23 protein-coding genes are annotated in these 25,835 nt (G+C 61.7%); 15 read left to right on the top strand and 8 right to left on the bottom strand.

The window, feature by feature from the left end:
* Positions 1-194: 194 nt before the first annotated feature.
* The 11 genes from SB753_RS03800 (at position 195) to SB753_RS03750 (ending at position 10,912) form a co-directional block, all read left to right on the top strand.
* Positions 195-1,961: a methanol/ethanol family PQQ-dependent dehydrogenase gene (locus SB753_RS03800; protein WP_370687530.1), complete on the top strand. Its 1,767-nt coding sequence runs from the start codon at positions 195-197 to the stop codon at positions 1,959-1,961.
* 227 nt (positions 1,962-2,188) lie between these two features.
* Positions 2,189-2,608, top strand: coding sequence for a c-type cytochrome (locus tag SB753_RS03795; protein ID WP_020066320.1), 420 nt, complete (start codon positions 2,189-2,191; stop codon positions 2,606-2,608).
* Between the two features lie 30 nt (positions 2,609-2,638).
* Complete coding sequence (locus SB753_RS03790; RefSeq protein ID WP_410799033.1) at positions 2,639-3,553, top strand: substrate-binding domain-containing protein; 915 nt, start codon at positions 2,639-2,641, stop codon at positions 3,551-3,553.
* On the top strand, positions 3,550-4,368 hold the full coding sequence (locus SB753_RS03785; protein WP_410799031.1) for a hypothetical protein: 819 nt from the start codon (positions 3,550-3,552) through the stop codon (positions 4,366-4,368). The genes SB753_RS03790 and SB753_RS03785 overlap by 4 nt, the downstream gene beginning before the upstream one ends.
* Before the next feature lie 13 nt (positions 4,369-4,381).
* Positions 4,382-5,368, top strand: coding sequence for a LysR family transcriptional regulator (locus SB753_RS03780; protein ID WP_310351100.1), 987 nt, complete (start codon positions 4,382-4,384; stop codon positions 5,366-5,368).
* Positions 5,369-5,420: 52 nt separating this feature from the next.
* On the top strand, positions 5,421-6,440 hold the full coding sequence (locus SB753_RS03775; RefSeq protein ID WP_027775908.1) for an AAA family ATPase: 1,020 nt from the start codon (positions 5,421-5,423) through the stop codon (positions 6,438-6,440).
* A 3-nt stretch (positions 6,441-6,443) separates the two neighbouring features.
* Positions 6,444-7,397, top strand: a complete 954-nt coding sequence (locus SB753_RS03770; RefSeq protein WP_410799030.1) for a DUF58 domain-containing protein — start codon at positions 6,444-6,446, stop codon at positions 7,395-7,397.
* Positions 7,394-8,329, top strand: coding sequence for a calcium incorporation protein MxaA (locus SB753_RS03765; protein WP_410799028.1), 936 nt, complete (start codon positions 7,394-7,396; stop codon positions 8,327-8,329). Before SB753_RS03770 ends, SB753_RS03765 begins: the two co-directional genes overlap by 4 nt.
* Positions 8,326-9,315 carry a vWA domain-containing protein gene (locus tag SB753_RS03760; protein ID WP_410799027.1) on the top strand — a complete coding sequence of 330 codons (990 nt, stop codon included), beginning with the start codon at positions 8,326-8,328 and terminating at the stop codon, positions 9,313-9,315. Before SB753_RS03765 ends, SB753_RS03760 begins: the two co-directional genes overlap by 4 nt.
* The gene (locus tag SB753_RS03755) at positions 9,312-9,881 is read left to right on the top strand and encodes a tetratricopeptide repeat protein (protein ID WP_410799025.1); all 570 of its coding nucleotides are present in this window, start codon (positions 9,312-9,314) and stop codon (positions 9,879-9,881) included. Before SB753_RS03760 ends, SB753_RS03755 begins: the two co-directional genes overlap by 4 nt.
* A complete protein-coding gene (locus SB753_RS03750) occupies positions 9,878-10,912 on the top strand; it encodes an MxaL protein (RefSeq protein WP_410799023.1) in 1,035 nt (344 codons plus the stop codon). Before SB753_RS03755 ends, SB753_RS03750 begins: the two co-directional genes overlap by 4 nt.
* 60 nt (positions 10,913-10,972) lie before the next feature.
* On the opposite strand, the gene SB753_RS03745 is transcribed toward SB753_RS03750, so the two are convergent.
* A complete protein-coding gene (locus SB753_RS03745) occupies positions 10,973-11,917 on the bottom strand; it encodes an ATP adenylyltransferase family protein (protein WP_410799022.1) in 945 nt (314 codons plus the stop codon).
* Positions 11,918-11,997: 80 nt separating this feature from the next.
* A complete protein-coding gene (locus tag SB753_RS03740; RefSeq protein WP_174447015.1) occupies positions 11,998-12,819 on the bottom strand; it encodes a LysR substrate-binding domain-containing protein in 822 nt (273 codons plus the stop codon).
* Between the two features lie 124 nt (positions 12,820-12,943).
* Here SB753_RS03740 and SB753_RS03735 point away from each other — a divergent pair, with 124 nt between their 5' ends.
* Positions 12,944-13,795: an alpha/beta fold hydrolase gene (locus tag SB753_RS03735; protein ID WP_410799020.1), complete on the top strand. Its 852-nt coding sequence runs from the start codon at positions 12,944-12,946 to the stop codon at positions 13,793-13,795.
* A 68-nt stretch (positions 13,796-13,863) separates the two neighbouring features.
* On the opposite strand, the gene SB753_RS03730 is transcribed toward SB753_RS03735, so the two are convergent.
* From SB753_RS03730 to SB753_RS03720, 3 genes are all read right to left on the bottom strand, one after another.
* Positions 13,864-15,087, bottom strand: coding sequence for an acyltransferase family protein (locus SB753_RS03730; protein ID WP_410799019.1), 1,224 nt, complete (start codon positions 15,085-15,087; stop codon positions 13,864-13,866).
* Positions 15,088-15,192: 105 nt separating this feature from the next.
* Positions 15,193-16,194 (bottom strand): glycosyltransferase family 2 protein, encoded by a 1,002-nt coding sequence (locus tag SB753_RS03725; RefSeq protein ID WP_020066306.1) that lies wholly within the window; start codon positions 16,192-16,194, stop codon positions 15,193-15,195.
* 259 nt (positions 16,195-16,453) lie between these two features.
* On the bottom strand, positions 16,454-17,470 hold the full coding sequence (locus SB753_RS03720; protein WP_131318801.1) for an ATP-grasp fold amidoligase family protein: 1,017 nt from the start codon (positions 17,468-17,470) through the stop codon (positions 16,454-16,456).
* Between the two features lie 397 nt (positions 17,471-17,867).
* Between SB753_RS03720 and SB753_RS03715 the strand changes: the two genes are divergently transcribed.
* Positions 17,868-18,557 carry a hydrolase gene (locus SB753_RS03715; RefSeq protein ID WP_410799017.1) on the top strand — a complete coding sequence of 230 codons (690 nt, stop codon included), beginning with the start codon at positions 17,868-17,870 and terminating at the stop codon, positions 18,555-18,557.
* 45 nt (positions 18,558-18,602) lie between these two features.
* Here SB753_RS03715 and SB753_RS03710 read toward each other — a convergent pair whose 3' ends face one another.
* The 3 genes from SB753_RS03710 to SB753_RS03700 form a co-directional block, all read right to left on the bottom strand.
* On the bottom strand, positions 18,603-20,492 hold the full coding sequence (locus SB753_RS03710; RefSeq protein WP_410799015.1) for a feruloyl-CoA synthase: 1,890 nt from the start codon (positions 20,490-20,492) through the stop codon (positions 18,603-18,605).
* Positions 20,493-20,598: 106 nt separating this feature from the next.
* Positions 20,599-22,050, bottom strand: a complete 1,452-nt coding sequence (locus SB753_RS03705) for an aldehyde dehydrogenase (RefSeq protein WP_410799013.1) — start codon at positions 22,048-22,050, stop codon at positions 20,599-20,601.
* A gap of 76 nt (positions 22,051-22,126) precedes the next feature.
* Entirely contained in the window at positions 22,127-22,963 is an 837-nt protein-coding gene (locus SB753_RS03700; protein WP_020066301.1) for a p-hydroxycinnamoyl CoA hydratase/lyase, read from the bottom strand.
* A gap of 423 nt (positions 22,964-23,386) precedes the next feature.
* Here SB753_RS03700 and mhpT point away from each other — a divergent pair, with 423 nt between their 5' ends.
* Positions 23,387-24,628 (top strand): 3-(3-hydroxy-phenyl)propionate transporter MhpT, encoded by a 1,242-nt coding sequence (mhpT, locus tag SB753_RS03695; protein ID WP_165572649.1) that lies wholly within the window; start codon positions 23,387-23,389, stop codon positions 24,626-24,628.
* A gap of 58 nt (positions 24,629-24,686) precedes the next feature.
* The gene (locus SB753_RS03690) at positions 24,687-25,829 is read left to right on the top strand and encodes a porin (RefSeq protein ID WP_087753372.1); all 1,143 of its coding nucleotides are present in this window, start codon (positions 24,687-24,689) and stop codon (positions 25,827-25,829) included.
* The last annotated feature ends 6 nt before the right edge of the window (positions 25,830-25,835 follow it).

Genomic DNA, 25,835 nt, shown 5'->3' with positions numbered 1-25,835 from the left:
GCGTTGGCCGTCATGCGCCGCAAACCCGACAACGATTGGGAATGGCGCTGATCGTTACCCTGCATCCGTGGAGGGCGCGCCCGGTGCGACGAGGTAGCGTGGGTCATTCGTGAGTTGAACAGCAAGACCATTCTGGAGGAGACATGAACTTACGCACCACGGTTCTTGGGCTCGCGATCCTCGCGTCGGCAGCCATGAGCTCTATCGTTGCACAGGCCGATTCGCAGCTCGATGGGCTCATGAAAAGTCCGTCGAACTGGGCGGCGCAGGCAGGCGATTATGCGAATCACCGCTACAGCCCTCTCAAGCAGATCAACGAGAACAACGTCGGCAAACTACAGGTCGCGTGGACCATGTCGACCGGCGTGCTGCGCGGCCATGAAGGCGCGCCGCTCGTGATCGGCGACACCATGTATATCCACTCGCCGTTCCCTAACAAGGTGATTGCGATCAACCTGAAGGATCAAACATTCCTCTGGCAGTACCAGCCGAAGCAGGACGATTCGGTTGTCTCCGTGATGTGCTGCGACACAGTCAATCGCGGGCTCGCCTATGGCGACGGCAAGATCTTCCTGCAGCAAGCCGATACCAAGCTCGTCGCGTTGAACGCCAAAACGGGCGACGTGGTCTGGACCGCGCAGAACGGCAACTCCAAAGCCGGCGAAACGAACACCAACGCGCCGCACGTTTTCGGCGACAAGGTGTTGACGGGCATCTCGGGCGGCGAGTTCGGCGTGCGTGGACGTCTGATCGCGTATGACATCAAGACCGGCAAACCGGCCTGGACCGCGTACAGCACGGGTCCGGATAAAGACATGCTGATGGACCCCGACAAAACGATGACCTACGCCGACGGCAAGATGGTGCCGGTGGGCGCGGACTCGTCGCTGAAGTCCTGGAAGGGCGATCAGTGGAAGCTGGGCGGCGGCACCACGTGGGGCTGGTATGCGTGGGATCCGAAGCTCAACCTTGTCTACTACGGCACCGGCAATCCCGGCACATGGAACCCGACGCAACGTCCGGGCGACAACAAGTGGTCGATGTCGATCATGGCCCGCGATCTGAATACCGGCATGGCGAAGTGGGTCTATCAGATGACGCCTCACGACGAGTGGGACTACGACGGCGTCAATGAAATGATCCTGTCGGATCTGACGATCGACGGCAAGAAGGTACCCGCCATCGTTCACTTCGACCGCAATGGTTTCGGCTACACGTTGAACCGCGAGAGCGGCCAACTGCTCGTTGCGCAGAAGTTCGACCCGGCCGTGAACTGGGCCGACAGCGTCGACCTGAAGAGCGGCAAGCCGATTCGTAACGCGGCGTATTCGACGCAGGCAGCAGGTTCGGATCACAACGTGAAGGGCATCTGTCCGGCGGCGCTCGGCTCGAAGGATCAACAGCCCGCAGCGTACGACCCGAACTCGAGCCTCTTCCTCGTGCCGACGAATCACGTTTGCATGGACTACGAACCGTTCGATGTCGACTACGTGTCCGGTCAGCCGTATGTGGGCGCGACGCTGTCGATGTATCCGGGTCCGAACGAGAACAATGCGATGGGCAATTTCATCGCGTGGGATGCGGCGAAGGGCAAGATCGTCTGGTCCAAGCCGGAGAAGTTCTCGGTGTGGTCGGGCGCGCTCGCGACCGCCGGCGGCATTGCGTTCTACGGCACGCTGGAAGGCTACCTCAAGGCGGTTCGCATCAAGGACGGCAAGGAGTTGTGGCGCTTCAAGACCCCGTCGGGGATTATCGGCAACGTGTTCACGTACCAGTATCAGGGCAAGCAGTACGTCGGCGTCTACTCGGGCATTGGCGGCTGGGCCGGCATCGGCATGGCAGCAGGACTCGAGAAATCGACGGAAGGCCTCGGCGCGGTGGGCGGTTATCGCGAGCTCGCGAAGTACACGGCGCTCGGCGGTACGCTCTTCGTGTTCGCCATTCCTGGCGGCAACAGCTGAGCGCAGGTCGTTCGAATCGCGCGGCCGGTTCGCTCCTGGTGAAGCACTGGGGGCAGCCGGCGGCGCCGGTTCGGTCAGAACGGTTCAATGCGGGTTCGAACCACGAGTTGCATAAGAATCGCATACGAGTCACATACGAGTTACCAGGTCCGCGCGCTTGCAGAGATGCAGCAATGCGTCGATGAAACGCATCGGCGCGCGGCTCTAACATCAGGAGACATCTGTCTATGAAACGCCGAGCAATCTTGTTGCGGGCGGCACTGCCCGTCGTTTTCGTCATGCTGCCTGTCACGTACGCCCAGACCAATCCCGCGATGGCCCAGGTGGCGTACAAGGTGGTCGACGGCAGCAAGGTGGACGCCAATACGTTGCAAGGATGGAAGACCTGGCGCGCGCTTGCATGCGAACGCTGCCACGGCGCGCAGCAGCAGGGCATGGTGGGACCCTCGCTTGTCGACGCCTTCAAGACGCTCGACAAGAACGAGTTTCACCGCACGGTGTTCGGTGGGCGGGTCGACAAGGGCATGCCTGACTTCAGTTCGAGCCAGATGATGCAAAAGAACTGGGAGAACCTTTACGCCTATCTGAAAGGGCGCTCCGACGGGCAGATCAAGCCCGGCGATCTGCAGGCCATCGACGCGAAATAACGCCGGCGCCACAACTTCAGGAGGTGATCGATGCGTCATCGCAAACTCATGCACGCGCACGCCGCACTCGTGGCAGGCGCGCTGTGCTATGCGGCGCTCGCAAGCGGCGCGGTACGCGCCCAGGGCGAGGCGGCGCTGCCGAACAACGACGGCGCCGACGGCGTTCTGCGAGTGTGCGCGGACCCGAACAACATGCCCCTGTCGAACAACAAGGGCGAGGGTTACGAGAACCGCATTGCGAGCCAGATGGCGAGCGACTTCGGCTACAAGCTCGAATACACGTATTTTCCGCAGCGCATGGGCTTCGTGCGTCACACGCTGCGCGAGAAGGTGGCCGACAGCGAGCGCTATAAATGCGATCTGATCATCGGGGTGCCGAAAGGCTACGACATGACTTCGACGACGCAGCCGTATCTGCGCTCCACCTATGCAATGGTGTTCAAGAAGCGGCCCGAGCTGGCCGGCATCAATACGCCGGACGATCTGCTCAAGCTGCCGCCGGATCAATTGCACAAGCTGCGCTTCGGCATCTTCTCGCAGACGCCCGCGGTCGACTGGCTGCTCGGTCTTAACCTGATCGATCAGGCTGTGTCGTATCAGGTGCAAAGCGGCGATCCGCAGGAATATCCCGGCCAGATGATCGAAAAGGATCTGCAGGCTGGCAACGTGGACGTTGTGTTCCTGTGGGGGCCGATTGCCGGCTACTTTGCGAAACGTTCCGGCGATTCGGTGAAGCTCGTGCCTTTTCCGGCCACGCCGGGCATCCGTTTCGACTATACGATCTCGATGGGCGTGCGCTACGGCGAGAAGGCGTGGAAAGACAAGGTCGATCAATGGATCGGCGCGAACCACGACAAGATCGACAGCATCCTGACCAGTTATGAAGTACCGCTTCTGAAGCCCGTCGATGCGCCGTCCGGCAAGCCCGCGGACGCATCGCCATGACGGCGGCGCAAGCCGGTGTGCGACGTGAATGGCGGCGCATGCTCGCGGCAGGTGCCGCGAGCATCGCGTGCTTTACGGGTTTTGCGTGCCTGATCGGTGACGTGCACGCGGCCGCGCCGGCCGCGGGCAGCAATGAGATATCGCCGGCCGAGCGGCTGATCTTCACGACCGATCATCTGCATGGCGTCGCGCAGCAAACCGAACTCGACTACGCGCTGCTCAGTTCCGACCCGCCCGCGCGCGGCACCGACATCGTCAAGGTGCTCGTGACGAGCCCGGACAACGCGAAGGGCGACGCCCAGGTGTCGGATCACAGCGGGGCCGTATCGTTGCCGAACGGCGGCTTGCAGTGCAACCCGGTGATCATCTATTTCCTCGAGCGCGACATCGCTGAAATGGAGCAGTTGACGGGCGGACAACGGCGCTATTTCCAGCAGCGCTTGCGGCTCGCGCTTGCCGCCGGACCGAAGATCGAAACGGTGACGAGCCAGATCGACGGCAAGCCGGTGAAGGCTCAGCAGATCGTCGTACAGCCCTATCTCGACGATCCCAATGCCGAACGTTTCGCTCAGTACACCGCGAAGCGCTACACGTTCCTGATCGCCAGTACAGTACCCGGCGAGGTCGCGTTGATTCGCACGGAGGTGCCCGGCGCGAACAACGACTTCGCGCATCCGCTGCATAGCCGCACCCTGAGCTTCCAGGCTGCGTTGCGCAAGCTGCCGCCGCCGGGGAATGCGCCGAACGTACCGAACACACCGAACACACCGAACGCGCCCGTCAAGTCGTCGAACGCGCCGCGCGCGAGCCGGTAGCGGACGCGCGGCCGTGAACTTCATCCGCTCGCTCACGCTGCGTCAATTGCAGATCTTCGTCGTGGCGAGCCGCTATACGAGTTTTGCGCGAGCCGCCGAAGAATTGCATCTGACGCAGCCCGCGGTGTCGATGCAGATTCATCAGCTGGAGGAGGCAGTCGGCCTGCGTCTCTTCGAGCGGATCGCGCGTAAGCTCGCGCTGACCGAGGCCGGCGAGATGTTCAGCCATCACGCGAGCCGGATTCTCGGTGAGATCAAGGACGCGGAGGACGCGATGAGTTCGCTCAAGCAGGCCGATAGCGGCTCTATTGCAGTGGGCATCGTCAGTTCCGCAACGTATTTCGCGCCCAAGTTGCTCGCGATGTATTCGCATCTCTATCCGAAAGTCGACGTGCACTTCTCGGTCGGCAACCGCGATGCGCTGTTGCGCCTGCTTCAGGACAACGCGATCGATCTCGCGATCATGGGACGTCCGCCGCCTGAACTGGATACGACAACGGAGCCGCTCGCGTGGCATCCGCAAGTGCTCATCGCGCCGGTTGACCATCCTCTCGCGGGCGCGCAGCGCTTTGACTTGCAGGAGTTGCGCGGCGACACGTTTCTGCTGCGAGAACCCGGCTCGGGCACCCGCATGGCCGCGGAGGAAATGTTCCGGCAGCATCTTTTCACGCCCGCGAAAGTCGTCACGCTCGGCAGCAACGAAACGATCAAGCAGGCAGTGATCGCCGGAATGGGCGTGAGCCTCATTTCGCTGCATACGCTGCTGCTGGAATTGCGGACGAAAGAACTCGCATTGCTCGATGTGAACGGCACGCCGATCGAGCGCACGTGGCAGATCGTGCATTTGCGCGCCAAGCAGCTTTCGCCGACCTGCATGATGTTCCGGCAGTTTCTGCTGGAACAGGCCGCGGCTTATCTGGAGCGCGAGTATGCGGTATTCGTACGGCCGCCCAGCAAGCCGAAGGTCCTCATCCCCGCAGTCGACGATGCGTCCGCGTGACTCGCAATTTTGCCGGCGGCGCAGGGTGTGCCGGCCATAGGAGATTGCACCGATGGGATCCAGCGAACAGCTTCAGGACTGGCGTCTGCATGCGCTGCAGATCGAGGAGGAAGTCGCGAGCGCCGTGATCGGCCAGGCGGAGGTGATCCGGCTCATCACCGTTGCGTTGTTCGCGCGCGGGCATGTGCTGCTCGAAGGCGGCGTGGGCGTCGGCAAGACGACGGTGCTGCGCGCGTTTGCGCGTGTCGTAGGCGGCGATTTCGAGCGCGTGGAAGGCACGATCGACCTGATGCCGGGAGATCTCGTGTATCACACGTATGTCGATGCCGAGGGCAGGCCGCGTATCGATCCAGGCCCGCTTCTGCGACACGGCGAGGGTCTTACGACATTCTTCTTCAACGAAATCAATCGGGCGCGTCCGCAGGTTCAGTCGCTCTTGTTGCGCGCGATGGCCGAGCGCTCCGTCTGGGCGTTCGACCGCGAATACCGCTTCCCGCACATGACGGTATTCGCCGATCGAAACAAGGTCGAGAAAGAGGAAACCTTCGAGCTCGCCTCGGCGGCGCGCGATCGTTTTCTGTTCGAACTGAGCATGCCGACACCGGACGACACCGACGTGCGGCGCGCGTTGGTGTTCGATGCGGATTATCACGACGTCGACCGGCTGCTGGCACGGCTTTCTGCGGCTATCGTGCCGTGGGAACAGCTGAATCAGGCTGGCGCGGCCATTCAGCACAGCGTGCAGTCGAGCGAAACGATCGAACGTTATGTGCTGGACATCTGGCAGGCAACCGAAACGCCGCAGCGTTTCGGTATCGCACTCGACGGTGTGGACATGGATCGGCTCATTCTGGCGGGCGCGAGCCCGCGCGGCATGAGCGCGCTGTTGCGCGCGGCACGCGTGGTTGCGTGGCTCGCGGGACGCACGCATCTGATTCCCGAGGACATTCATGCGGTGTTGCTGCCGGCGCTCGGCCACCGCGTGTTCTTCACGCCGATCTACGAGTTGCGCCGTCAGGAACTCGCGGAGGCGCTGACCGCGCAGATCGTCGACAGGCTTGCAGTGCCCTGATCCATGAAAGAAATCGCGGAATTCCATTACCGTTTGCCGATGCGTTCGTCGGGATTTCGGCCCGGCTCGCATCGCGGATCGAGCTTTGGTGCCGGCCAGGAATTCGCAATGCATGGCCGCCTGTTCGACTATCCGGATCCACGTCGCATCGATCTGCGGGCAAGCGTGCGCGCGGCCCGTTCCGAGTGGCTCGTGAGAGTGCATCTGCAGCGCGCCGCAGTGCCCGTGCAGGTGCTTGTGGATGTGTCGGCGTCGATGCGTTTCGGCACGCGCCGCAGCAAGTTGCAGGTGGCTGCGGATTTCGTCGAAGCATTGGGGTACAGCGCGTTTCGCGTCGGCGATCCGTTGGGGATGCTCGCGTTCGATAGCGGCGCGCGCGACGACCTCTTCATGCCGCCACGCTCCGGGCGCGGCATCGGCAATTTGCTTGCGGGGATGTTGCGCGAGAGCGAAGGTGTGGACGCGGGAACGGGCGCGGACTTCGCTGCGGCAGCGGTCTCGGGTAACCGCAGCGGCAACCGCAGCGGCGATGGCAGTGGCATTGGCAACCGCAACGGCAGCGGCAGCGTCGGCGCGTTGCAGCGCATTGCGTCGACGCTTGCGGGCCGTCAGGCGCTGGTCTTTCTCGTCTCCGATTTCCACTGGCCGCTTACAGCATTGCCGGCGGTGCTCGATCTGCTGGTGCATGCGTATGTGGTGCCCATCGTCGTGTGGGATGCTGCCGAGATTGCGCCGCCCGCGGGCGGTCCGCTGCTTGCGGTGAGGGACGCCGAGTCCGGTGCGCGGCGCACGCTGTGGTTAAGCGCCGGCGCGCGCGAACGCTGGCACGAAGGCGTTGCACGGCGCCGCGCGGAACTCTCGCAGATGTTCGGCAAACGCGCGATGCAACCGTTCTACATCGAAGGCGAGTTCGACCCCGAAGCGATGTCACGCTATTTTCTGGAGGCAGTCGCATGAGAGCAGATGGATCGTCGCGCCGCCTCCGGTTCGCCTTCGTGCTAGCTGTCTCACTGATGCCGGCCATGATGCCGTCCACCAGCAGCGCAGCGGCGAGCGGCGCGGCCTTGCAGCCGACGGTGCAGGAACCGCGCGCATTCGGCTATCTGCTGGGCGACGTCCTCACGCAACGCATTCTGCTGAAAGGCGACGGCTACGATATCGGCACCGTAACGCCGCCTTCGCCCGGTCGCACCGATTCGTGGCTCGAACGCCGGCGGGTTCGTAGCGAAACCGACGCCGACGGTCGCCGGTGGATGGCGATCGACTACCAGGTCGTCAACGTGCCGACGACACTCACGCAGGTTGCGTTGCCTGCGTTATCGCTGACGTCGTCGTCCGGCGCGACGCTTCAGGTCGGCGAATGGCCGCTCAGCATCGGTCCGGCAACGCCCGCGAATCCGTTCAACGTCGGCGACCTGCAAGCGCTGCGTCCGGACCGCCAGGCGCCCGCGGTGCCCACAGCCCCGCTTCGGCGGCAGGCGGGCTTCGCGCTTGGCTTGCTCATGCTGACCTTGTTGTCGTGGGCTGGCTGGTGGTTCTGGCGCAACGCGCGCGAGTCGGCGCGTCTGCCGTTTGCACGCGCCTGGCGGGAGCTGCGGCACATGCAGCGCAAGCCACGAGCGAGCGGGCCGCCTGGGGACGCGTCTGCCGAGGCATGGCTTTGCCTGCATCGCGCGGTGAACGAAACGGCGGGCCACGTAGTGCATGTGGGCGCGCTGTCTGGCCTCTTTGTTCGAGCGCCCTATCTGCAACCGTTGCGCGCGCAACTGGAGCAGTTCTACCGGCAATCGGCCGAGCGCTTTTTCACGCCTGCGCCCACGGGCGACGCCTATCCGCTGCGCAGTCTGTGCGAGGCGCTGTATCGCGCGGAGCGGCGCCACCAGCGATGAACGATATGGCGCTCGACCTGGCTCACCCCTGGCTGCTTGCGCTGCTGCCGCTCGTGTTGCTGCCGCTGTTGCCTCGCCGCGCCGACACGCTCCCGTTCTCGTGGATCGCATGGCTGCCCGACGATCGCGCCGGGCGATGGATCGGCGCCGTCGCGCAGGGCAGTGCGGTGCTGGCGATGCTGGCGATTGTCATCGGTCTGGCCGGTCCTGGGCGTTCGCCTCGGGAAGTGGTGCGCACGGGCAGCGGCGCGCAGATTCTGATTCTGATGGATCGCAGTGCCAGCATGGACGAGCCGATGAACAGCAAAGGTGTCGAGGTGAGCGCAGGGGAATCGAAGAACAGAGTGGCGCGCGCTTCGTTGACGCAGTTCGTCGCCCAAAGGCCGAATGACCGGCTCGCATTCATGATGTTCGGCACGAGCCCGTTGCTTGCAATGCCGTTCACCTACGACCATCGCGCGATCGACGCCGCTATCGCCGGTACTGCGGTAGGCCGCGGCATGCCCGATACGCAACTCGATCTCGGGCTGCTCACGGCAATCGGTGAATTCAATCAGCAGCATTCGTCGAGCCGCCGCGCGATCGTTCTCGTTTCGGACGGCGGCGCGAAGCTCGACGCACGCGAGCGGCAGTTGATCGAGGACGGCCTGCTGCGCAATCAGATCGCGCTGTACTTCATCTATTTGCGCAGCAGCGTTTACAGCCCCGATCTGAACGCGGCCGTACCTGCGAGCGAGTCTTCCGCTGAAGCTGAGCTGCACCGTTATTTCCTGTCGCTTAAAACACCTTATCGTTTGTTCCAGACCGGTAACGCAAAAGCAATGAGGGACGCGATGGCCGAGATCAACCGCCAGCAAAATGCGCTGACTACGTTTATCGAGCGTTTGCCGCGCGAGGACTTCAGTCCGTACTGCTTCGCGGTCGCGCTCGCAAGTTGCGTGCTGCTGATGGCACTACGGCTCTTTCAGGTGCGGGTGTGGTCATGAAGCGCTCGTCGGTACATACGATCTTCGGAGCCGTGGCGCTGTGCTGCGCGGCCGTAGCGGCTTACAACTGGATCGAAGTGCAGCGTGCGGAGCAGGTGAACCGGACCGTTGCGGCAACCGTCGTTGCGACCAAAGCGGGGTCCAAAGATGCAAAGCGCAGCGTTGCCAGCACCGACGATGCGCCCCAAGTCAGGCTCGCGCGTGCAGTGGCTTTGTCGAAAGACGGCGCCTACGATGCGGCGGGCCCACTCTTCGAGTCGCTGATTCGGGAGCAGCCCGAAGGCGAGGTCGGACGCGCGGCGCTGTTCGATCTCGGCAACCTGTACCTGCGGCAGGGCATCGGACATAGCCCTTCCGGCGCGATCGAATCGCTTGCAATGGTCGAGGAAGCCAAGGCGCGCTACCGCAGCCTGCTACGCATTGCACCGGACGATTGGGATGCGCGCTACAACCTGGAACGGGCGTTATGGCTCGCCCCCGAAACGCGTTCCGCGTCGGGCGCGCCGGACGTCAAGGAGCAGCACGACGTCAAGGTGCGCGATCCCGAAAGCAAGGATTTGCCGTGAGCCTCGGGGCACAAACACGTGGTTTTCTCGCAGGCCGTCACTGGACGATGCCAGCCGCGCTCGTGCTGCTGATTCTCGCGCTTACCTTGCCGCCGGTGGCGTTGCCGCGCGACACGTCGAGCTATGTTGTCACGTTCGATATCACGCAGAGCATGTACGTTGAGGACGTCGTGCTGAACGGCGCGCCGGTGAGCCGGCTCGCGTTCGCGCGCGCCGCGATGCGCGATGCACTCGGTCAATTGCCGTGCGGCTCGAAAGTCGGCTGGAGTGCATTCACCGGGCAACGGAGTTTTCTGCTCGTGGCGCCGGTCGAAGTCTGCGGCAACTATGACGCGCTGCTGTCGTCGCTCGATCGGATCGACGGGCACATGCGCTGGACGAACTACAGCCGTATTGCCGAAGGCGGTGTGTATTCGGCGGTTCGCGTGGCGCAGGAGATCGGCGACAGCACAGCCGTCGTGTTCCTCACCGATGGACAGGAGGCGCCGCCGCTGCTGCCCTCCGATGCGCTCAAGCAGGATATCAATCCCGCTCACGTGAAGGGCTGGTTGATCGGCGTCGGCGGCGATCAACCCGCGCCTATTCCGCGCAGCGATGCCCACGGAAACCGCATCGGCTACTGGCAGGCGGACCAGGTTGTACAGGTCCCGCAGATGCACGCGTCCGCGACTCATGCCGAGAGTCGCGAGGAGTTGTCGGCGTTGCAAGGGCACTATCTGTCGTCGGTGGCGGGGCAAGTCGGTTTCGGCTATGGGCGCCTCATCGACGCCGCGTCATTGCGCGACGCGTTGCTCGATGCACGGCTTGCTCACCGGGAAAGCGTGCCGACCGATTTGCGCTGGTGTCCCGCAGCGCTCGCGCTGCTGCTGCTCGTCTGGCGCTTCATGCCGGATATCGTCGTTGTCTCCGCGTGGATGCGCGCCGGCGCGCGCCTTTTCCGTCCTGCGCGAGGCGCTCGCGCAGATAGCGCACCGCTTGCTGGCAACGTGCGGACAGCGGCCACCCGAAGCGAGGAATCGATCACGACGTAGCAATGACAGCTGCGCCTCGTTCTTCACCGCTGATCAAGTGAGGATACAGATACCGACGCTTCAGATGGTCCCCGCGACTTCTTTCAGTATGCTCATCGGACCGCGCGTCCGGATGATGTCCATTTGTGTTTCGTCGCGCACGAAAAGCGATCCGGCAAACCCCAACGCGTTGATCGAAATGCCGTCGCTGTGTTCGGCGCGGCGAGGCACGAGCATCATCCATCGCGTGGTGACGAGCAGGTTATAAGGTGCCGATTGCAGCGGTTCACCGTTCACATCGACAGCGTGCAATCCGGTTGCGGCGAGCAACGACATGTACCGCTCGAAAGCACTGTGCGCCAGTTCCAACGGACGCGATACAAGCGCCGGATCGAAGCCGACAAACGCATGCGCAAAGCCGAGGCCCGGCACCGTACCGACGGAGCCGTCCATGCGCGCCGACGCCAGCAGCGGTTCTATCGGCAGTGGTGACGTAGTGTCGTCGAGCGGCAAGGGCGCGATCTGTAAATGCTTATGAAGCTGACTTGCGCCGGCTTCGGGGCCGCCGTTGTAAAAGCCGAGACTGTCGAACTGCGTCATGCAAGTGAAGAGCGCGCAGAAGTCCGCGAGATTCAACAGCGCTCGCTGTAGCTCGAAGCGGCGCGTAACGATCAGCACATGGTGATCGATAACGTTGAATTTATTGAGCAGGACGAGATGCGTGCCGGAAATGTCGGCGACGAACAGATCCGGGTCGTAGGGCAGGAAAGGGTTGGACGCGCGAGCGCCGCTCGATCCGGCTTTGCGCTGCTGCGCGTCCTTTTCTTTGCGGGCGAGGCTTGAGATTTGCCGGACCACAAACCGCACGCCGCCGTCATCGATGGTAGTGCGGCTCGTTTGTATCGGAAGCAGCGCGCCGCGATCGAGCGCATGTGCGGTTTGGCGGACGATGGCCGGCCATAACGCGCCGGCTTGCTCGGGAAGGGACGTGTTCATCGGAAGAGGCAAGCCCTGTTTGGACGACATGCAGCTTCCTTTATACACTCGGCCGACCTGCCTCGCGCGGCGAAGGTGCCGCCTGTCACCGTTCAGTTTTCTGCGACGAGTTAGCGCCTCAGTTCTGCGATGATTTTCTCCGCGAGAAAATCGCACGGCGGCCGTTTCGAAGCCGTGCTTCGCGCGAGCACGACTTCGAGCGCTGCGATTTCGGGCAGCCCCTGCGCATGACCGAGCAGCGCGAAATGCGCGGGTACGGCGCATTGTGCGAGCGGAACGATCGCGAGGCCGGCTTCGGCCATCGACACGAGACCCATCAGACTCGGACTTTCATACGAGGTCCGATAGCTGATCTTCGCGTGTTCGAGGCTGCGGATCGCGTTCTCCCGCGCGACGCTGCCGGGCAAAAACACGGCTATCGGCAACGGCCTTTCGCGCCAGATGTCGTGTGCGCTCGGCGACGCCGCCCAGACCATCGGCTCGAGCCGCAAAAACTCGCCCGACAACCCTTTGACCCGCGTTGCGCACACGAGATCGACGGAACCGTCCTTCACCATGGGCGCGAGCGCGACGCTCGGCAGGCCGACTACCCGGATTTCGACCTTCGGATAAGTTGCGGAGAATTTTTTGAGGATTGGCGGCAGTAGGGAGGACGCGTAGTCGTCCGGCACGCCGATACTCACGCGGCCGGTGACGTCGGGCCGAACCACGGCGGCCCAGGCTTCGTCGCGCAGCGCCAGCATTCGCCGCGCGTAAGCGAGCAGCACTTCGCCGTCCTGTGTCGGTATGACGTTCCTCGGCTTGCGCACGAAAAGCGGCTTGCCGAGCGCGGTTTCGAGCGTCTTGATCTGCATGCTCACCGCCGATTGCGAGCGGTGCACGACTTCCGCCGCGCGGCTGATATTGCCGGTGTCCGCGACGGCGACGATCATCGTCATCACATCGAGATCGAGTGCTTTCAAGGTCTGGTATCAGAAAATCAAATAGATTCCATCAATATTACGCGATTTTCTTAAATGTTGACGTGCGGCATAGTGCAGGCAAAGGAGCCAGTGTATGAACGCCCGAACCGATTTCTCCCTGCTTGCCGCGCCCGAACTCTCGTTTGCGACCATCGCATCGGGCATTAGCGTGCCGTATGTCGAGTGCGGAACGGGAGAGCCGCTCGTCTTCGTGCATGGCTCGCTGTGCGACTACCGCTACTGGAGTGCGCAGACAGCCGCGCTGTCCGGGCATTTCCGCTGCATCTCGGTGAGCTTGAGCCACTACTGGCCCGCGGCCTACGCGTGCATTCAGGGCGAGTTCGGCTGGCAGACGCATGTTGCCGAACTGGCCGAATTCATCGAGGCGCTCGGCATCGCGCCTGTGCATCTGGTCGGCCACTCGCGCGGCGGTTGCGTCGCGTTCAACCTGGCGCGCGAGTACCCGCGACTCGTCAAGACGCTTACGCTTGCGGACCCAGGCGGTCCGTTACAGATAGACGGTATGCCCGACGCGTCGCTCCCCACCGCGACGAACGCGCTGCGCGCACGCGTTGTTGACTTGATAGAGGCAGGCGAGATCGACGCGGGTCTTGAACTGTTCGTGGACTCGGTCAGCGCGCCGGGATCATGGCGCAAGAGTTCGGTAGCCTTTCGCACGATGGCTACGGACAACGCGGCCACGTTGCCGAAACAGCTGCGCGATCCGCTGCCCGCATATTCACGCGACGCGGCGCGCGGTGTGAAATGCAGGACGCTGTTGATCGAAGGGCAACGCAGCCCTCGCATGTTCCGCAATAACGTCGAAAAACTCGCGGACTGGATCGACTTCGCGGACAAGCAGACCATTGCGGGCGCGTCGCACGGAATGAATGTGTCGAACGCTGCAGCTTTCAATCGGCTCGTGCATTCGTTTGCGAGCTTTTGAAGGTGCTTTTAAAGGTGCTTCTGAAGGCCGCCGCCTTGCGCTGAAACGCCTCGCGGCGGCGTCAATCCTCAAACACTTCCCGGCTCCGCTGCCGGAGCCCTCGTCCTCGCTCTGAGGAACCGGCCGCGAATCCAGTCCCTCAACGGAGCGACCAGCCGCTCCTGGAAATACACGGCCGCAATCACCGTTCCGATCAGATACAGCGGATAAGTCGCCATACTGGGTATGACTTCTTTCGAAGCCGCGACGCATTCGGAGAAGTGCGACGCGCACCATAGGGGCGATTTGCCGATAGACAGCAGTTTCAGCACCTTCATCATGACGAGGAAGATCGGCACATGAATCGCAAATAGCGAGAGTGCCGAGTTCCCTAAACGAGTCGATAGCGCCGCGAATCTGGACGGAACCGAAAGGCCGGCGAATACGGCGACGAGCAACAGCTCCGCAGGCATCAATGCGCCGTTATGAACGAGATAACGTGTATTGATGGATCCATGCGACTCGAACCACGCAGCGGCTGCGAACGAGCCTGCAAACACCAGCAACGCTGCGGCAATCTTCATGCCGCTGCGGTGTATGGCGGTCAGATGTCCCTCGCGAAACAGTCCATACAGGACGATACCGCCCAGAAATTCCGGTAGTCGCAGCACCGGGTTGCGGGTGACTATGCCGACCGCGGCGGGACCGTACCAGTGCATCAGCGTCGCAAGCACAGGCGGGACGAGGTAAAGCACCCACAAAATCAGTAACAGCCGGTGTTTGTTTCGGGCTTTGAGAAGCCGCGGCGCGAAAAACGGAAACGCGAGATAGAAGAAAAACAATGTCGCCAGCGACCAGGATGGCGGATTAACCGACCCGTATAGCGGATTCCACACCTGCAGCAAGAACAGGTTCAGCACGAAATTGATAGCGGTCTCGGTGGGGCCGAGCGTAACGTAGTGCTCTGCGTCGTCGAGCGACATGATCGCGAACTGCTGGTATCCGCGCGTGCCTGCCGCCGAGACGAGAAGCACCAGTACGAGCGCAATGAGATGCACGGGATAAAGATTGGAAAGGCGCTTCACGAAAAACTCGCGCGTGCCGCCCCGCAATTCGATGCTTCGCCCGAAGTAGACGTGGGCGAGAATGAAGCCCGACAAGATGAAGAACGAACTCGTGGCGAAGCCGCCCAGGTTGGCCAACTCAACGAACGGAAGCGTCACGTACTGCGGATACTGATGTATCGAATGAAACACCATCAAATACACAGCCAGCGCGAAACGCAGTACATCCAGGCCAACGAACTTGTTCATCATCACTTCCATGCAAATTGTTGCGGTGACATCAGGTGCAACGCACCGGGCATGCTTTGAAGATTGAAACGAACCGCAAACAACAATTGATCTTGCTTCGGATGACTAAAGGCGACGACGGGCAAGAGGATTTGCAATGTAACGAACGGCGAAATCGGAGAGCGTCGAGAAAGGCAGCAAACAGAGACTCGACAAAGCGAGCGTGCCAATCTTTTTCTTGTAGCTCCAGAACGGGTTCCCCACGATAGAGCGGAAGTAACTATGCGACTGCCGGCTGACCCATCGCCAGCGTTTCGTGAACGGCGCCTGATAAACGGCAGAGCAAAAATGGGCCTTCTCAAGCGAGAAGTCATGAAACGACAGCGGAAGTTCGATCCCCAGACGCGCGCGCGCCATTTGCCGCAGAATGGCCCAGCGTTTGGTCAGCGCCTTGGGCGCTTTGTCGTTGCTTTCGGAGTTTGCGAAATCAATGCCCGAGTTCTCGGTGCGATGCACGCGGTAAGCACCGAGCGATTCCGGAATCGTTGCGACGGCTCCTAACAAGGCGACGCCGTAGATCGCATAAAAGTCCGCTCCGTAGCGATTGATATCAGCCTCTGGAACGGGAAATATCTTCTTTAATGCGCTTGTGCGGTAAGCGTTGCCCGATGCAGGCGGCGACGGATATAACCATCCCTGGCGCAAGGGGCTGCCGCAGTCGCTGGGAGCCGCGGAGTGCGGTACATATGTACCCGACGGCTTGCCTGCGGGATCGATGACGTCGAGCCGGAATTGGACCTTGACGAAGTTGCCGCTATCGAACACGCGCATGACTTTCGACACCGCGTGAGAATAAAGCAGATCGTCGGAATCGAGCAGAATGACAAATTCTGTCTCTATCAGGTTCACTGCATCGTTATATGCGGATACCTGGCCGCCATTTTGCTTGTAAAGCGCTTTAACGCGGCAGCCGTAACTTTCTATGATTTCACGCGAGCCGTCGGTCGATCCGTCGTCGATTACGAGCACCTGAGTAGCCGGATAATCCTGATCGAGGGCTGAGTTGATGGCCTTCGCGAGGAAGCGGCCATAGTTGTAATTGCAGATGACGATTGTCACGTTTTGCATATTTATTCACCACCTGTCATGAACCGGGAGCGCAGCGTACCCGCGACTACTGCCCGCCTTGGGTTCGCTCGCGCTGGCCTCTGAAGCCAGCACGAATCAATTTACCTTTCCGTTCGTTGCCCCGCCAACGGGCGGTAGTGCGATATGTGCGGTTGATAACACAACTGAACGCGGCTCGCGTGAGCTTCGGTAAAGCGGGGAAAATGCCCTTATGCGGCGCGCGTCACGTGCCAAAGTTGCCGAAATAAACCGGCAAACGTTACGCCGCTTGCGTCGACGGGATCGGTAAAGGTGGCCTCGCTGAAAGGAACGCGTCGGGCACGAGTTTTCCCCACTCGTAGTCGACCTTGTCAGGCGTGAATGGCAGTACGCCCGCGCCGGGCGTAAACGTTAATTCGCCGAAGTAAATCTGGTTATCCGGCGCATACAGGTCCACGCGAACATAATCGAAATCGCTGCATAGCCTGGTGGCGGCGTCCAGAATGGCTTCCAGGTTCTCCGGGCGGGGCGACGGCTCTGCACTGGGTTTGTAGGCGCCAATCGCCATGTCCAGATGGTTCCAGTTGGCGTCGTATATGTCGCCATGCGTATTCGAGCCGAACCGGTCCGAGATCACCAGAATGTAAATGGTAGGCCTTCCACTTCGGCCGCCGAAGCAGTGCAGTTTGTAGTCGGCGGGAATCTGGCCGCTCTTGTCGAGCAACAGGTGTTCGAAGAAAACCCGTGGCTCGATCTGGCGATAGTGTTTCTCTCGCGCGATCTTGTAGAAGTCGAGTGTCAACCAGTGATCGGCAAGCTCTCGCAGTTCTTCGAAAGAGCGTGTGGACTTGTCTCTCACCACTTCCACATAGCTGCTGCCGTGATTGGCTTTCATCACGAACGAGTTCGGCAGCGCATCGAATACTTCTTTCGAAAAGGTGTCTGGCGCTGCGAGCAACGGAATTACGTGCTCCTCGCCCAGCACTCTCGCTACATATTTTCTAACCGTAAGCTTGTCGGTCAGCTCCGCGAACCACGGATCGGGCCGCAGGCTTTTACGCAAGATCTTCTCATTGAAGGTAGTAGGGCGCAGCAGGCTCGGATAGCGGCCAATTTCTTTGTGATGCAGCAAGCTCAGGAACAGTGGCGCCGGTAATAGTGACTTGGCCGCTTCCTTTATCTTGCGAACTGTCGATTGGCGCCGCAGTGGGGCGGTACTTGTGGACGATGGCGCTTTTTGTTGAGGTACAGAAGGGCCGGATTCACCCGGAAACTGGACTGAATTGGTCGTCGTCATTTTTCGAATTCCCGTAAGTTATTCGCGCTACATCAGGGGCCCGGCCAGGCCTGCCGATGTATCACGATGCGAGGTTAACGTACGGAAGTCGCGCTAATTGCCAGCGTCGCTAAACGAAGGTGTTTTGGCCTAATCCCATGAAGGCGGCCGATTGTGCGCGAACATGTTTTCGAACCGAAAGCATGTGGCTGCAGGGTACCGCGCGCCTTGCGGGGCGTTGGCCCTTAAGGATGAAACCTTTCGGTTTGTTATTTTTAAGAACGATTAAGGACTTGGACAAGGACTCGGCGCAAGCCCGTCGATAGACTGCATTCCAGTTTTTCCTCGCTTGTGAAGCGAATGCGGCATGTTTTCCCTGATCAGCAAACCCTTATCGACACTTAGGACGTACAAAGCCATGGCTAATCCGAAACTGCAAGTCCTCACGCCTGCGAACTCGCAGATCATCTTTATCGATCACCAGCCGCAAATGGCTTTCGGCGTCCAGTCGATCGACCGGCAGGTGCTGAAGAACAACGTGGTTGGCCTTGCCAAGGCCGCGCGCGTGTTCAACATTCCCACGACCATCACGACGGTGGAATCGGAAAGCTTCTCCGGCTATACGTACCCGGAGCTGCTGGACGTGTTCCCCGGTCAGAAGGTGCTGGAACGCACGTCGATGAATTCGTGGGACGACCAGAAGGTTCGCGACTCGCTCGCCGCCAACGGCCGCAAGAAAGTGGTGGTGGCGGGTCTGTGGACCGAGGTCTGCAACAACACCTTCTCGCTGTGCGCAATGGACGAAGGCGACTACGAGATCTACATGGTGGCAGACGCGTCGGGCGGCACCTCCAAGGAAGCGCATGAATATTCGATGCAGCGCATGATCCAGGCCGGCGTTGTTCCTGTGACGTGGCAACAGGTGCTGCTCGAATGGCAACGCGACTGGGCTCACAAAGAGACGTACGACGCAGTCATGGGCATCGTCAAGGAACATTCGGGCGCATACGGCATGGGCGTTGACTACGCGTACACGATGGTCCACAAGTCGGCGCAGCGCGCGGTCGGAACGCACGAACTTCTCGCGCCCGTGCCTGCACGCAAGTAAGCGCTTAGGCCGCATGCTGCGGCCAGCGCGTCGCATTGCCCGGCTTCAGGTCTGGACATGCGGCGCGTAAATCACGGCCGGGTCCCGCTTGATCGGGTCATGCAGCGCTTGCACGAGTTCAGCGCGATGTGTGAGCACGGCGCGCTGATTGATCGAGCCTTTGTCGGTTATTTCACCGAGATCGAGCGACGGCGCGACGTCGAGCAGACGCATCCGTGCGATCGTGGTCGCGCCGCCTGTCGACTCGCGATTGATCCGATCGAGCAATTCGACGAAGAACTGCCGCACGGCGGGCGCGCTGACGACTTCGGACGCGCTCGCCGACGAAGGCAGTTGCGCGAGGCGCCGGCAGTCGTCGAGTCGTGGGAACACGAGCAAGCCCACGTCGTCGCAATTCAATCCAGAGACGACCACGTCCTGCACATATGGTGCGCCCGCCGAGATAACACGCGCGCGCATCGGGCCGACGCTGACAAAGGTGCCGGAACTGAGCTTAAAGTCTTCGGCAATGCGGCCGTCGAACATCAAACCCAGTTCGGGCTGTTGCGGGTCGACGAACTTCAGTGCGTCGCCACTGCAGTAATAGCCTTCGTCGTCGAATGATTTTCCAGTGGCTGCACCGTCCATTCGCCAATAGCCGCGCATGACGTGGGGACCGCGAAAGCGCGCCTCCAGCTTGTCCCCGACGGGCACGAGCTTCACTTCACAGCCCGGCGCGGGTACGCCCACATAACCGGCGGCCTTCGCGGGCAGCGTCGTGAAGAGGCACGACGGCGAAGTCTCCGTCATGCCGAGACCCGCCATGATGCGAATACGCTCGCCGCAAAAGCGCTCCGTAACCTGTTGAAGCCGATCCCACGCGGCTTGCGAGAGTCCCGCTCCCGCAAAGAAATACACCTTCACACGTGAGAAAAATGTCTCGCGCAGCTTGGCGTCGGTTTCAAGCGCGCTCGTCAGTTCTTCCCAGCCCTTGGGCACATTGAAGTAGATCGTCGGAGCGATCTCGCGAAGATTGCGCAGCGTTTCTTCGAACTTCTTGCCGACGGGCTTGCCGTCGTCGATATAAAGCGTGCCGCCGTTATAGAGCGCGATGCCCGCGTTGTGACTGCCGCCGAACGTGTGATTCCACGGCAGCCAGTCGACGAGTACCGGCGGCTCGTCGGCGAACTCGGGAAATGTTTCGCGCAGCATCTGCTGGTTGCTGCATAGCATGCGATGCGTCGTCGGAACGGCCTTCGGCAGCGTCGTCGAGCCTGACGTGAAGAGGAATTTGGCTATGCTGTCCGGGTCGATCGCTTCGTGCGCGGCATCGACCGTAATGGGCGTTGTGTCGAGCAGCGCCGACAGCTTCGTCACAGGGCGGGCACAGCAGCCCGTGGACGTCACGACTTCGACATCGGCCGCAACAGTCGCGTCGATTGCAGCGGCAAATGCAGAGGCATCGGTCGCGAAGACAAGACCGGGCGTGAGCACATCGAGCGTATGCCTCAGCTTGCCAAAATCGCTGGAAACGAGCGAGTACGCCGGCGAAATGGGCGCGTACGGTACGCCGGCCCACATTGCGCCGAGCGCGATCATCATGTGTTCGAGATCGTTGCCGGAGAGAATCGCAACGGGCCGCTCGGCTGACAGGTTGCGCTCGAGCAGCGCCTGGCCGATGGCACGCGCACGCTGCAGCATCTGCGCGTAGCTGATGCCTTGCCATTCCCCGTTCGCGCCGCGGCGCGCGACGAGCCAGCGGTCCGGATGCGCACGCGCGCCGCTTGCCAGCCGGTCGGTCAGACGCTGCGGATAGTTGCCGGGCATCGCGGCGGACTCCATGTACCACACGTCGCCGTCACGGCGAACGCGAGCGGACGCCGAACCGATCCGCACTTCGCGATAGCGCACGGGCGTTTCTCTATCGACACTGGATTGCGTCGGCTGCAAATTCACTTATTGTCTCCTTCCCGCAGTCTTCGTCTGCTGCGAAGCATGCGGGATTCGAATGATGCCGCTGAACGGCATTCGTGTCAGATCGAGATGTGTTTGATCGAGCGGCCTAGATCGGATAGTGACGCGGACCCGTCTGGATCGTAATCCAACGCAGATCCGTGAACTCGGCAATCGACGCCTTACTGCCGAAACGTCCGTAACCGCTTCCCTTCACGCCTCCGAACGGCATCTGCGCTTCATCGTGAACGGTCGGTCCATTGATGTGGCATATGCCCGACTCCACACGTTTCGCGACGCTCATCGCGCGCGCGATATCGCGACTGAAGACAGCGGCGGACAGGCCGAACTCGCTGTCGTTCGCCACTTTTACGGCTTCGTCGTCGGTATCCACGCGCAGCACGGTCACGACCGGCGCGAACGATTCTTCGGCGTAGAGCTTCATAGCCGGGAGAACGCCGTCGACGATGGTCGGCTGCATGATTGCGCCAGTCAACGTGCCGCCGCCGAGTACTTTCGCGCCATGTTCCCGGGCGTCCTGCACGAGCGCCGTTGCGCGTTGCGCGGCTTGCGTGCTGACCATCGCGCCGAGCTTGGCATCCTTCGCGGTGGGTGCGCCGGCAACCAGCGTGCGCGCTTTCTCAGCGAGCTTGTCGACGAGCGCATCGGCCACGCTGCGATGCGCGATCACGCGTTCCGTCGACATGCAGATCTGCCCTTGATTGAAGAAGGCGCCGAACGCAATGGCGTCCACGGCCGCGTCGAGATCCGCGTCTTCGAGTACGAGAACGGGTGCCTTACCGCCGAGTTCGAGCAGTGCGGGCTTGAGATGTTTGGCTGCATGCATCGCGATGATGCGGCCCACGTGGGTCGATCCTGTGAAGTTCACGCGACGCACGGCAGGGTGAGCGATCAGCCGTTCGACGATGGCAGGCGCGTCGTCCGGCGCGTTCGTCACCACGTTGACGACGCCGTCGCCGAGTCCCGCATCCTGCAGAACGCTGCCGATCATTCTGTGTACGGCCGGACAGGCCTCCGATGCTTTCAGCACGACGGTGTTACCGCACGCGAGCGGCATCGCAACAGCGCGCGTGCCGAGAATCACCGGCGCATTCCACGGCGCAATGCCGAGTACGACGCCGCAGGGCTGGCGCACCGCGAGAGCAATGTTGTCAGGCGTGTCGGTCGGAATCACGCTGCCGTCGATCTGTGTGGTCATGGCTGCCGCTTCGCGCAACATGTTGGCTGCGAGATGCACGTTGAAGCCGTACCAGTTGGCCATCGCGCCGGTTTCGGCCATGCCGCATTCGATGAACGCGCCCGCTCGCGCGTCCATGATGTCGGCGGCTTTCAGCAGGCGCGCACGACGTTCGGTCGGCCGTAGCGCGGACCACGCGGGAAACGCGGCGGCGGCGGCTTCGACAGCGGCGTCCGCATCGGCGAGCGTCGCAGCAGGCGCGCGCGAAGCCACGCCGCCGGTCACCGGATCAATCCGCTCGAAGGTGGCGCCGCCCGACGCCGGACAGTCCTTGCCCCCGATCAACATACTTACTTCGTTCACGATGGCTGTCTCCTTTCCTTTTTCCCGTGCTGCGCGCAGGTGCGGGCAGGCTACGGGATCAATGTTTACCTGTTCGTCACTCGGTGCGCTTATACGCCTGAAGGCCAGGCTTGATCGACTTCTGGTCGAGGAATTGCCGCAAGCCTTCTTCACGTCCTTTCTCGGGATCGCGCAATTGCGCCTGGTCAAGCTTCGCATACAGATAGTCTTCGTTCTGCTCCCACGTCAGTTCGCGCGAGCGTTTGAAACCGTGCTTGGCGGCGCGCAGAACGACAGGGTTTTTCTCGAGCAGCTTCGCGGCCAACGCGACTGTTTTCGCACGCAGTTGTTCGAGCGGCACGCTGCTGTTGACGAGTCCCATTGCAGCGGCTTCTTTCCCGTCGAACGTGTCGCCCGTCATGATGTAGTACAGCGCCTGACGATGCCCGACCGTATCCGCCATTGCCTTGCTGACCAGATTGCCCGGCGGAATGCCCCAGTTGATTTCGGAGAGGCCGAACACGGCTTCGTCGGCCGCGATAGCCAAATCGCACGCGACGAGCGGAGAGAAGCCGCCGCCGAAACACCAGCCGTTGACCATGGCGATAGTCGGCTTCGAGTACATGCGAAGCAGTTTCCACTGCCATTGGCATGCGTCGCGGCGAATCTTTTCCTGCAGGATCTCCGGACCTGCATCGACTTCGCGGAAGTACTCCTTCAAGTCCATGCCCGCCGTCCATGCGTCGCCGGCGCCTGTCAGCACCAGTACCTTTGCGTCCGCGTCCAGTTCCAGCGTTTCCAGTACCTGGATCATTTCGCTGTTGAGCGTGGGACTCATTGCATTGCGTTTCTCGGGGCGATTGAACGTCACCCATGCAATGCCTTCCTGGACTTTCACGTCCACCGTCTTCCAGCGACCCTCATAACTTGCCATTTCGTAGCTCCAGCGCGCCTGTGCGCGTATCGATGTTTGTCGTGATGTGCGAGCACCCGACAGCGTTTGCTTTAAAGCTTCAATGCATGCGCCGTATCAGGTAGCCTGATACAAGTCTATTATCAAGCGGCTTTGGACACAATCGCCGCGTGATCGGTGAAAACCCTTGCGTTGAAAGTACCTGGGGTATTCACCAAAGACGCTCACCTTGTTTTGTCAGGTCGCCTGATATTTAATATGCTCCATCGCGACTGACCGTAGCGCGTTCTCATGAACGCGCTTTTGTTCACCCATGATGTCAGGAAGCCTGATACATGGGGCGATAAGGATGCATCGGCGGCCATCGACACAATAAACAGCAATCAACTTGCAGTGACCGGAGCAGGACGTGGAAGCGCCGGCTCCGGCCGACAGGAGACAGACATGAAATCCACCAGAACAGCACTGCCGGCAGACGGCATGGCGCAAGCCACCGCGCGAACGGGCGCCGCCGTCACGTTGAGTCTTTGTTTTGCGGTTGCCTTGCTCGAGGGGCTCGACCTTCAATCGGTGGGCGTCGCGGCGCCGCGCATGGCACGCGAGTTCGGCCTGAGCGTCGCGCAAATGGGGCTTGCGTTCAGCGCGGGCACCTTCGGGCTATTGCCGGGCGCGATGTTGGGCGGAAGACTCGCCGACCGCATCGGTCGCAAGCGGATACTGATTCTGTGCGCGTGTCTGTTTGGTCTGCTGTCTATTGCGACTGCGTTCGTCAGCAGCTTCGGCATGCTTGTTTTTGTCCGCGTGTTGACGGGTATCGGGCTGGGCGGCGCGTTGCCGAACCTGATCGCGCTATCGTCGGAGGCGGTCTCGCCGAAGTTGCGCAATACCGCGGTTAGCGTGATGTATTGCGGTATTCCTTTCGGCGGAGTGATCGCCTCGATTGTCGGCATTGTCAGCATCGGCGATACGCAATGGCGACACATCTTCTATGTGGGCGGCGCGGGGCCACTCATTCTGGTGCCGCTTCTGCTTGCATTCCTGCCTGAGTCCTCCGCGTTTCGCCGCGCGTCACACGGCATGAACGCGAAGCCCGCGCCCGTCGGCGAAGTGCTGTTCGGCGGGAGCCGGGGGCTCTCAACGCTGCAAATCTGGATCAGCTACTTCTGCACGCTGATCGTTCTGTACTTCCTGCTGAACTGGCTGCCCTCGTTGATGGCGGCACGCGGACTCGCGCGCGCGGAAGTCGGTTATGTGCAGATCTTCTTCAACATCGGCGGCGGCCTGGGCGCGCTTTTCATCGGCATGTTGATGGACCGTTTGCGCGGCGGTGTGGTGGTGTCCGGCATGTATATCGGCATTATCGCGTCGCTCGCGGCGTTGTCGATCGCGCCGGGTTTCGCGGCGCTGACGGTATCCGCGTTCTTCGCAGGGATGTTCGTGATCGGCGGCCAATCGGTGCTGTATGCGCTCTCTGCTGCGTTCTATCCGACAGCGATGCGAGGCACGGGTGTCGGCGCAGCGGTCGCGGTGGGGCGCGTCGGCTCGGTGGTCGGCCCGCTTGCGGCCGGCCAGTTGCTGGCCATGGGCCGCAGTTCGTCGACGGTGATCGGCGCGAGCATTCCGGTCACGCTGATTGCCGCGGCGGCGGCTCTGATGCTGATCCGCCGTCCGCGCGCGAACGACTGATCAGACATCCTTATCAAATCAACTGAAAAAGAAAACACAACGTTTGGAGACGACAACGATGCAAACAGTCACGACCCGCCTTTTTATATCCGGCGCCCTGTGCGCGCTGAGTACGACCGCGCTCGCGCAGTCGAGCGTCACGCTGTACGGGATCATCGATACCGGTGTGGAATACGTATCGCATGCGAATGCCGCAGGCGGCCATGTGTTTCGCATGCCGGCGGTAACGGGCGAGCTGCCTTCGCGTTGGGGCCTGCGCGGTACCGAGGATCTCGGCGGCGGCTATAGCGCCGTCTTCACACTGGAAAGCGGGTTCAACGTTCGCGACGGCAGTTCCGGCCAGGGCGGGCGGCTGTTTGGACGGCAGGCGTTTGTCGGCCTCAAGGGGCCATACGGGACCATGGCATTTGGCCGGCAATACACGATGACGTACCTCGCGCTGCAAGGCGCCGACATTATCGGCCCGGACATCTACGGCATGGGTTCGCTCGACGCATATGTGCCCAATGCGCGTGCCGATAATTCGGTGACGTACATGGGCACGTACAAGGGCTTCACGCTCGGCGCCGGGTATTCGTTCGGCCGCGATTCGGCCGGCACGGGCAACTCGCCAGGGCAGGGCACTTGCGCGGGTTCGGTAGCGGGCCACCCGACCGAGTGCCGCGACTGGTCGGTAATGCTCAAATACGACGCGCCGAACTTCGGCGTTGCAGCTTCGTATGAGGAGCAACGCGGCGGCACAAATGCGCAGGCGAACTTCTTCGACGGCGTCGCTCCCACGCCGCTTGGCAACGCCGCCGACAAGGACGCCCGCACGCATGTGAGCGCCTATGCGCAGTACGCGGGCGCTAGGCTCGGCGCGGGCTGGCTTGGTCGGCGCGTCGTGACGGACTCGCCAGCGGTGCCGAACGTGCGCTCGGATCTGTTCTTCGTCGGCGCGTCGTACTTCGTGACGCCCGCGTTCCTGGTCGACGGAGAAGTGTTCCGCATCGTCAACAGTGTGCACGACTCCCGCGCGACGATGGGCGCGCTGCGCACCACGTATCTGCTGAGCAAGCGCTCGTCCGTGTATGCGCAGGCCGCCTATCTGGCCAACAGTGCGAAGGCGCGCTATTCGGTGAGCGGCGGCGGTGGCGGCACGACGCCCGCCGCCGGCATCGGTCAGACAGGTGTGATGGTCGGTATCAAGCACGCGTTCTAGGAGACA

Source organism: Paraburkholderia sp. SIMBA_053, assembly GCF_046534895.1.
GTDB lineage: Bacteria > Pseudomonadota > Gammaproteobacteria > Burkholderiales > Burkholderiaceae > Paraburkholderia > Paraburkholderia caledonica.
The sequence above is the reverse complement of the archived record's forward strand: the minus strand, read 5'-3'. Positions and strand labels throughout refer to the sequence as shown.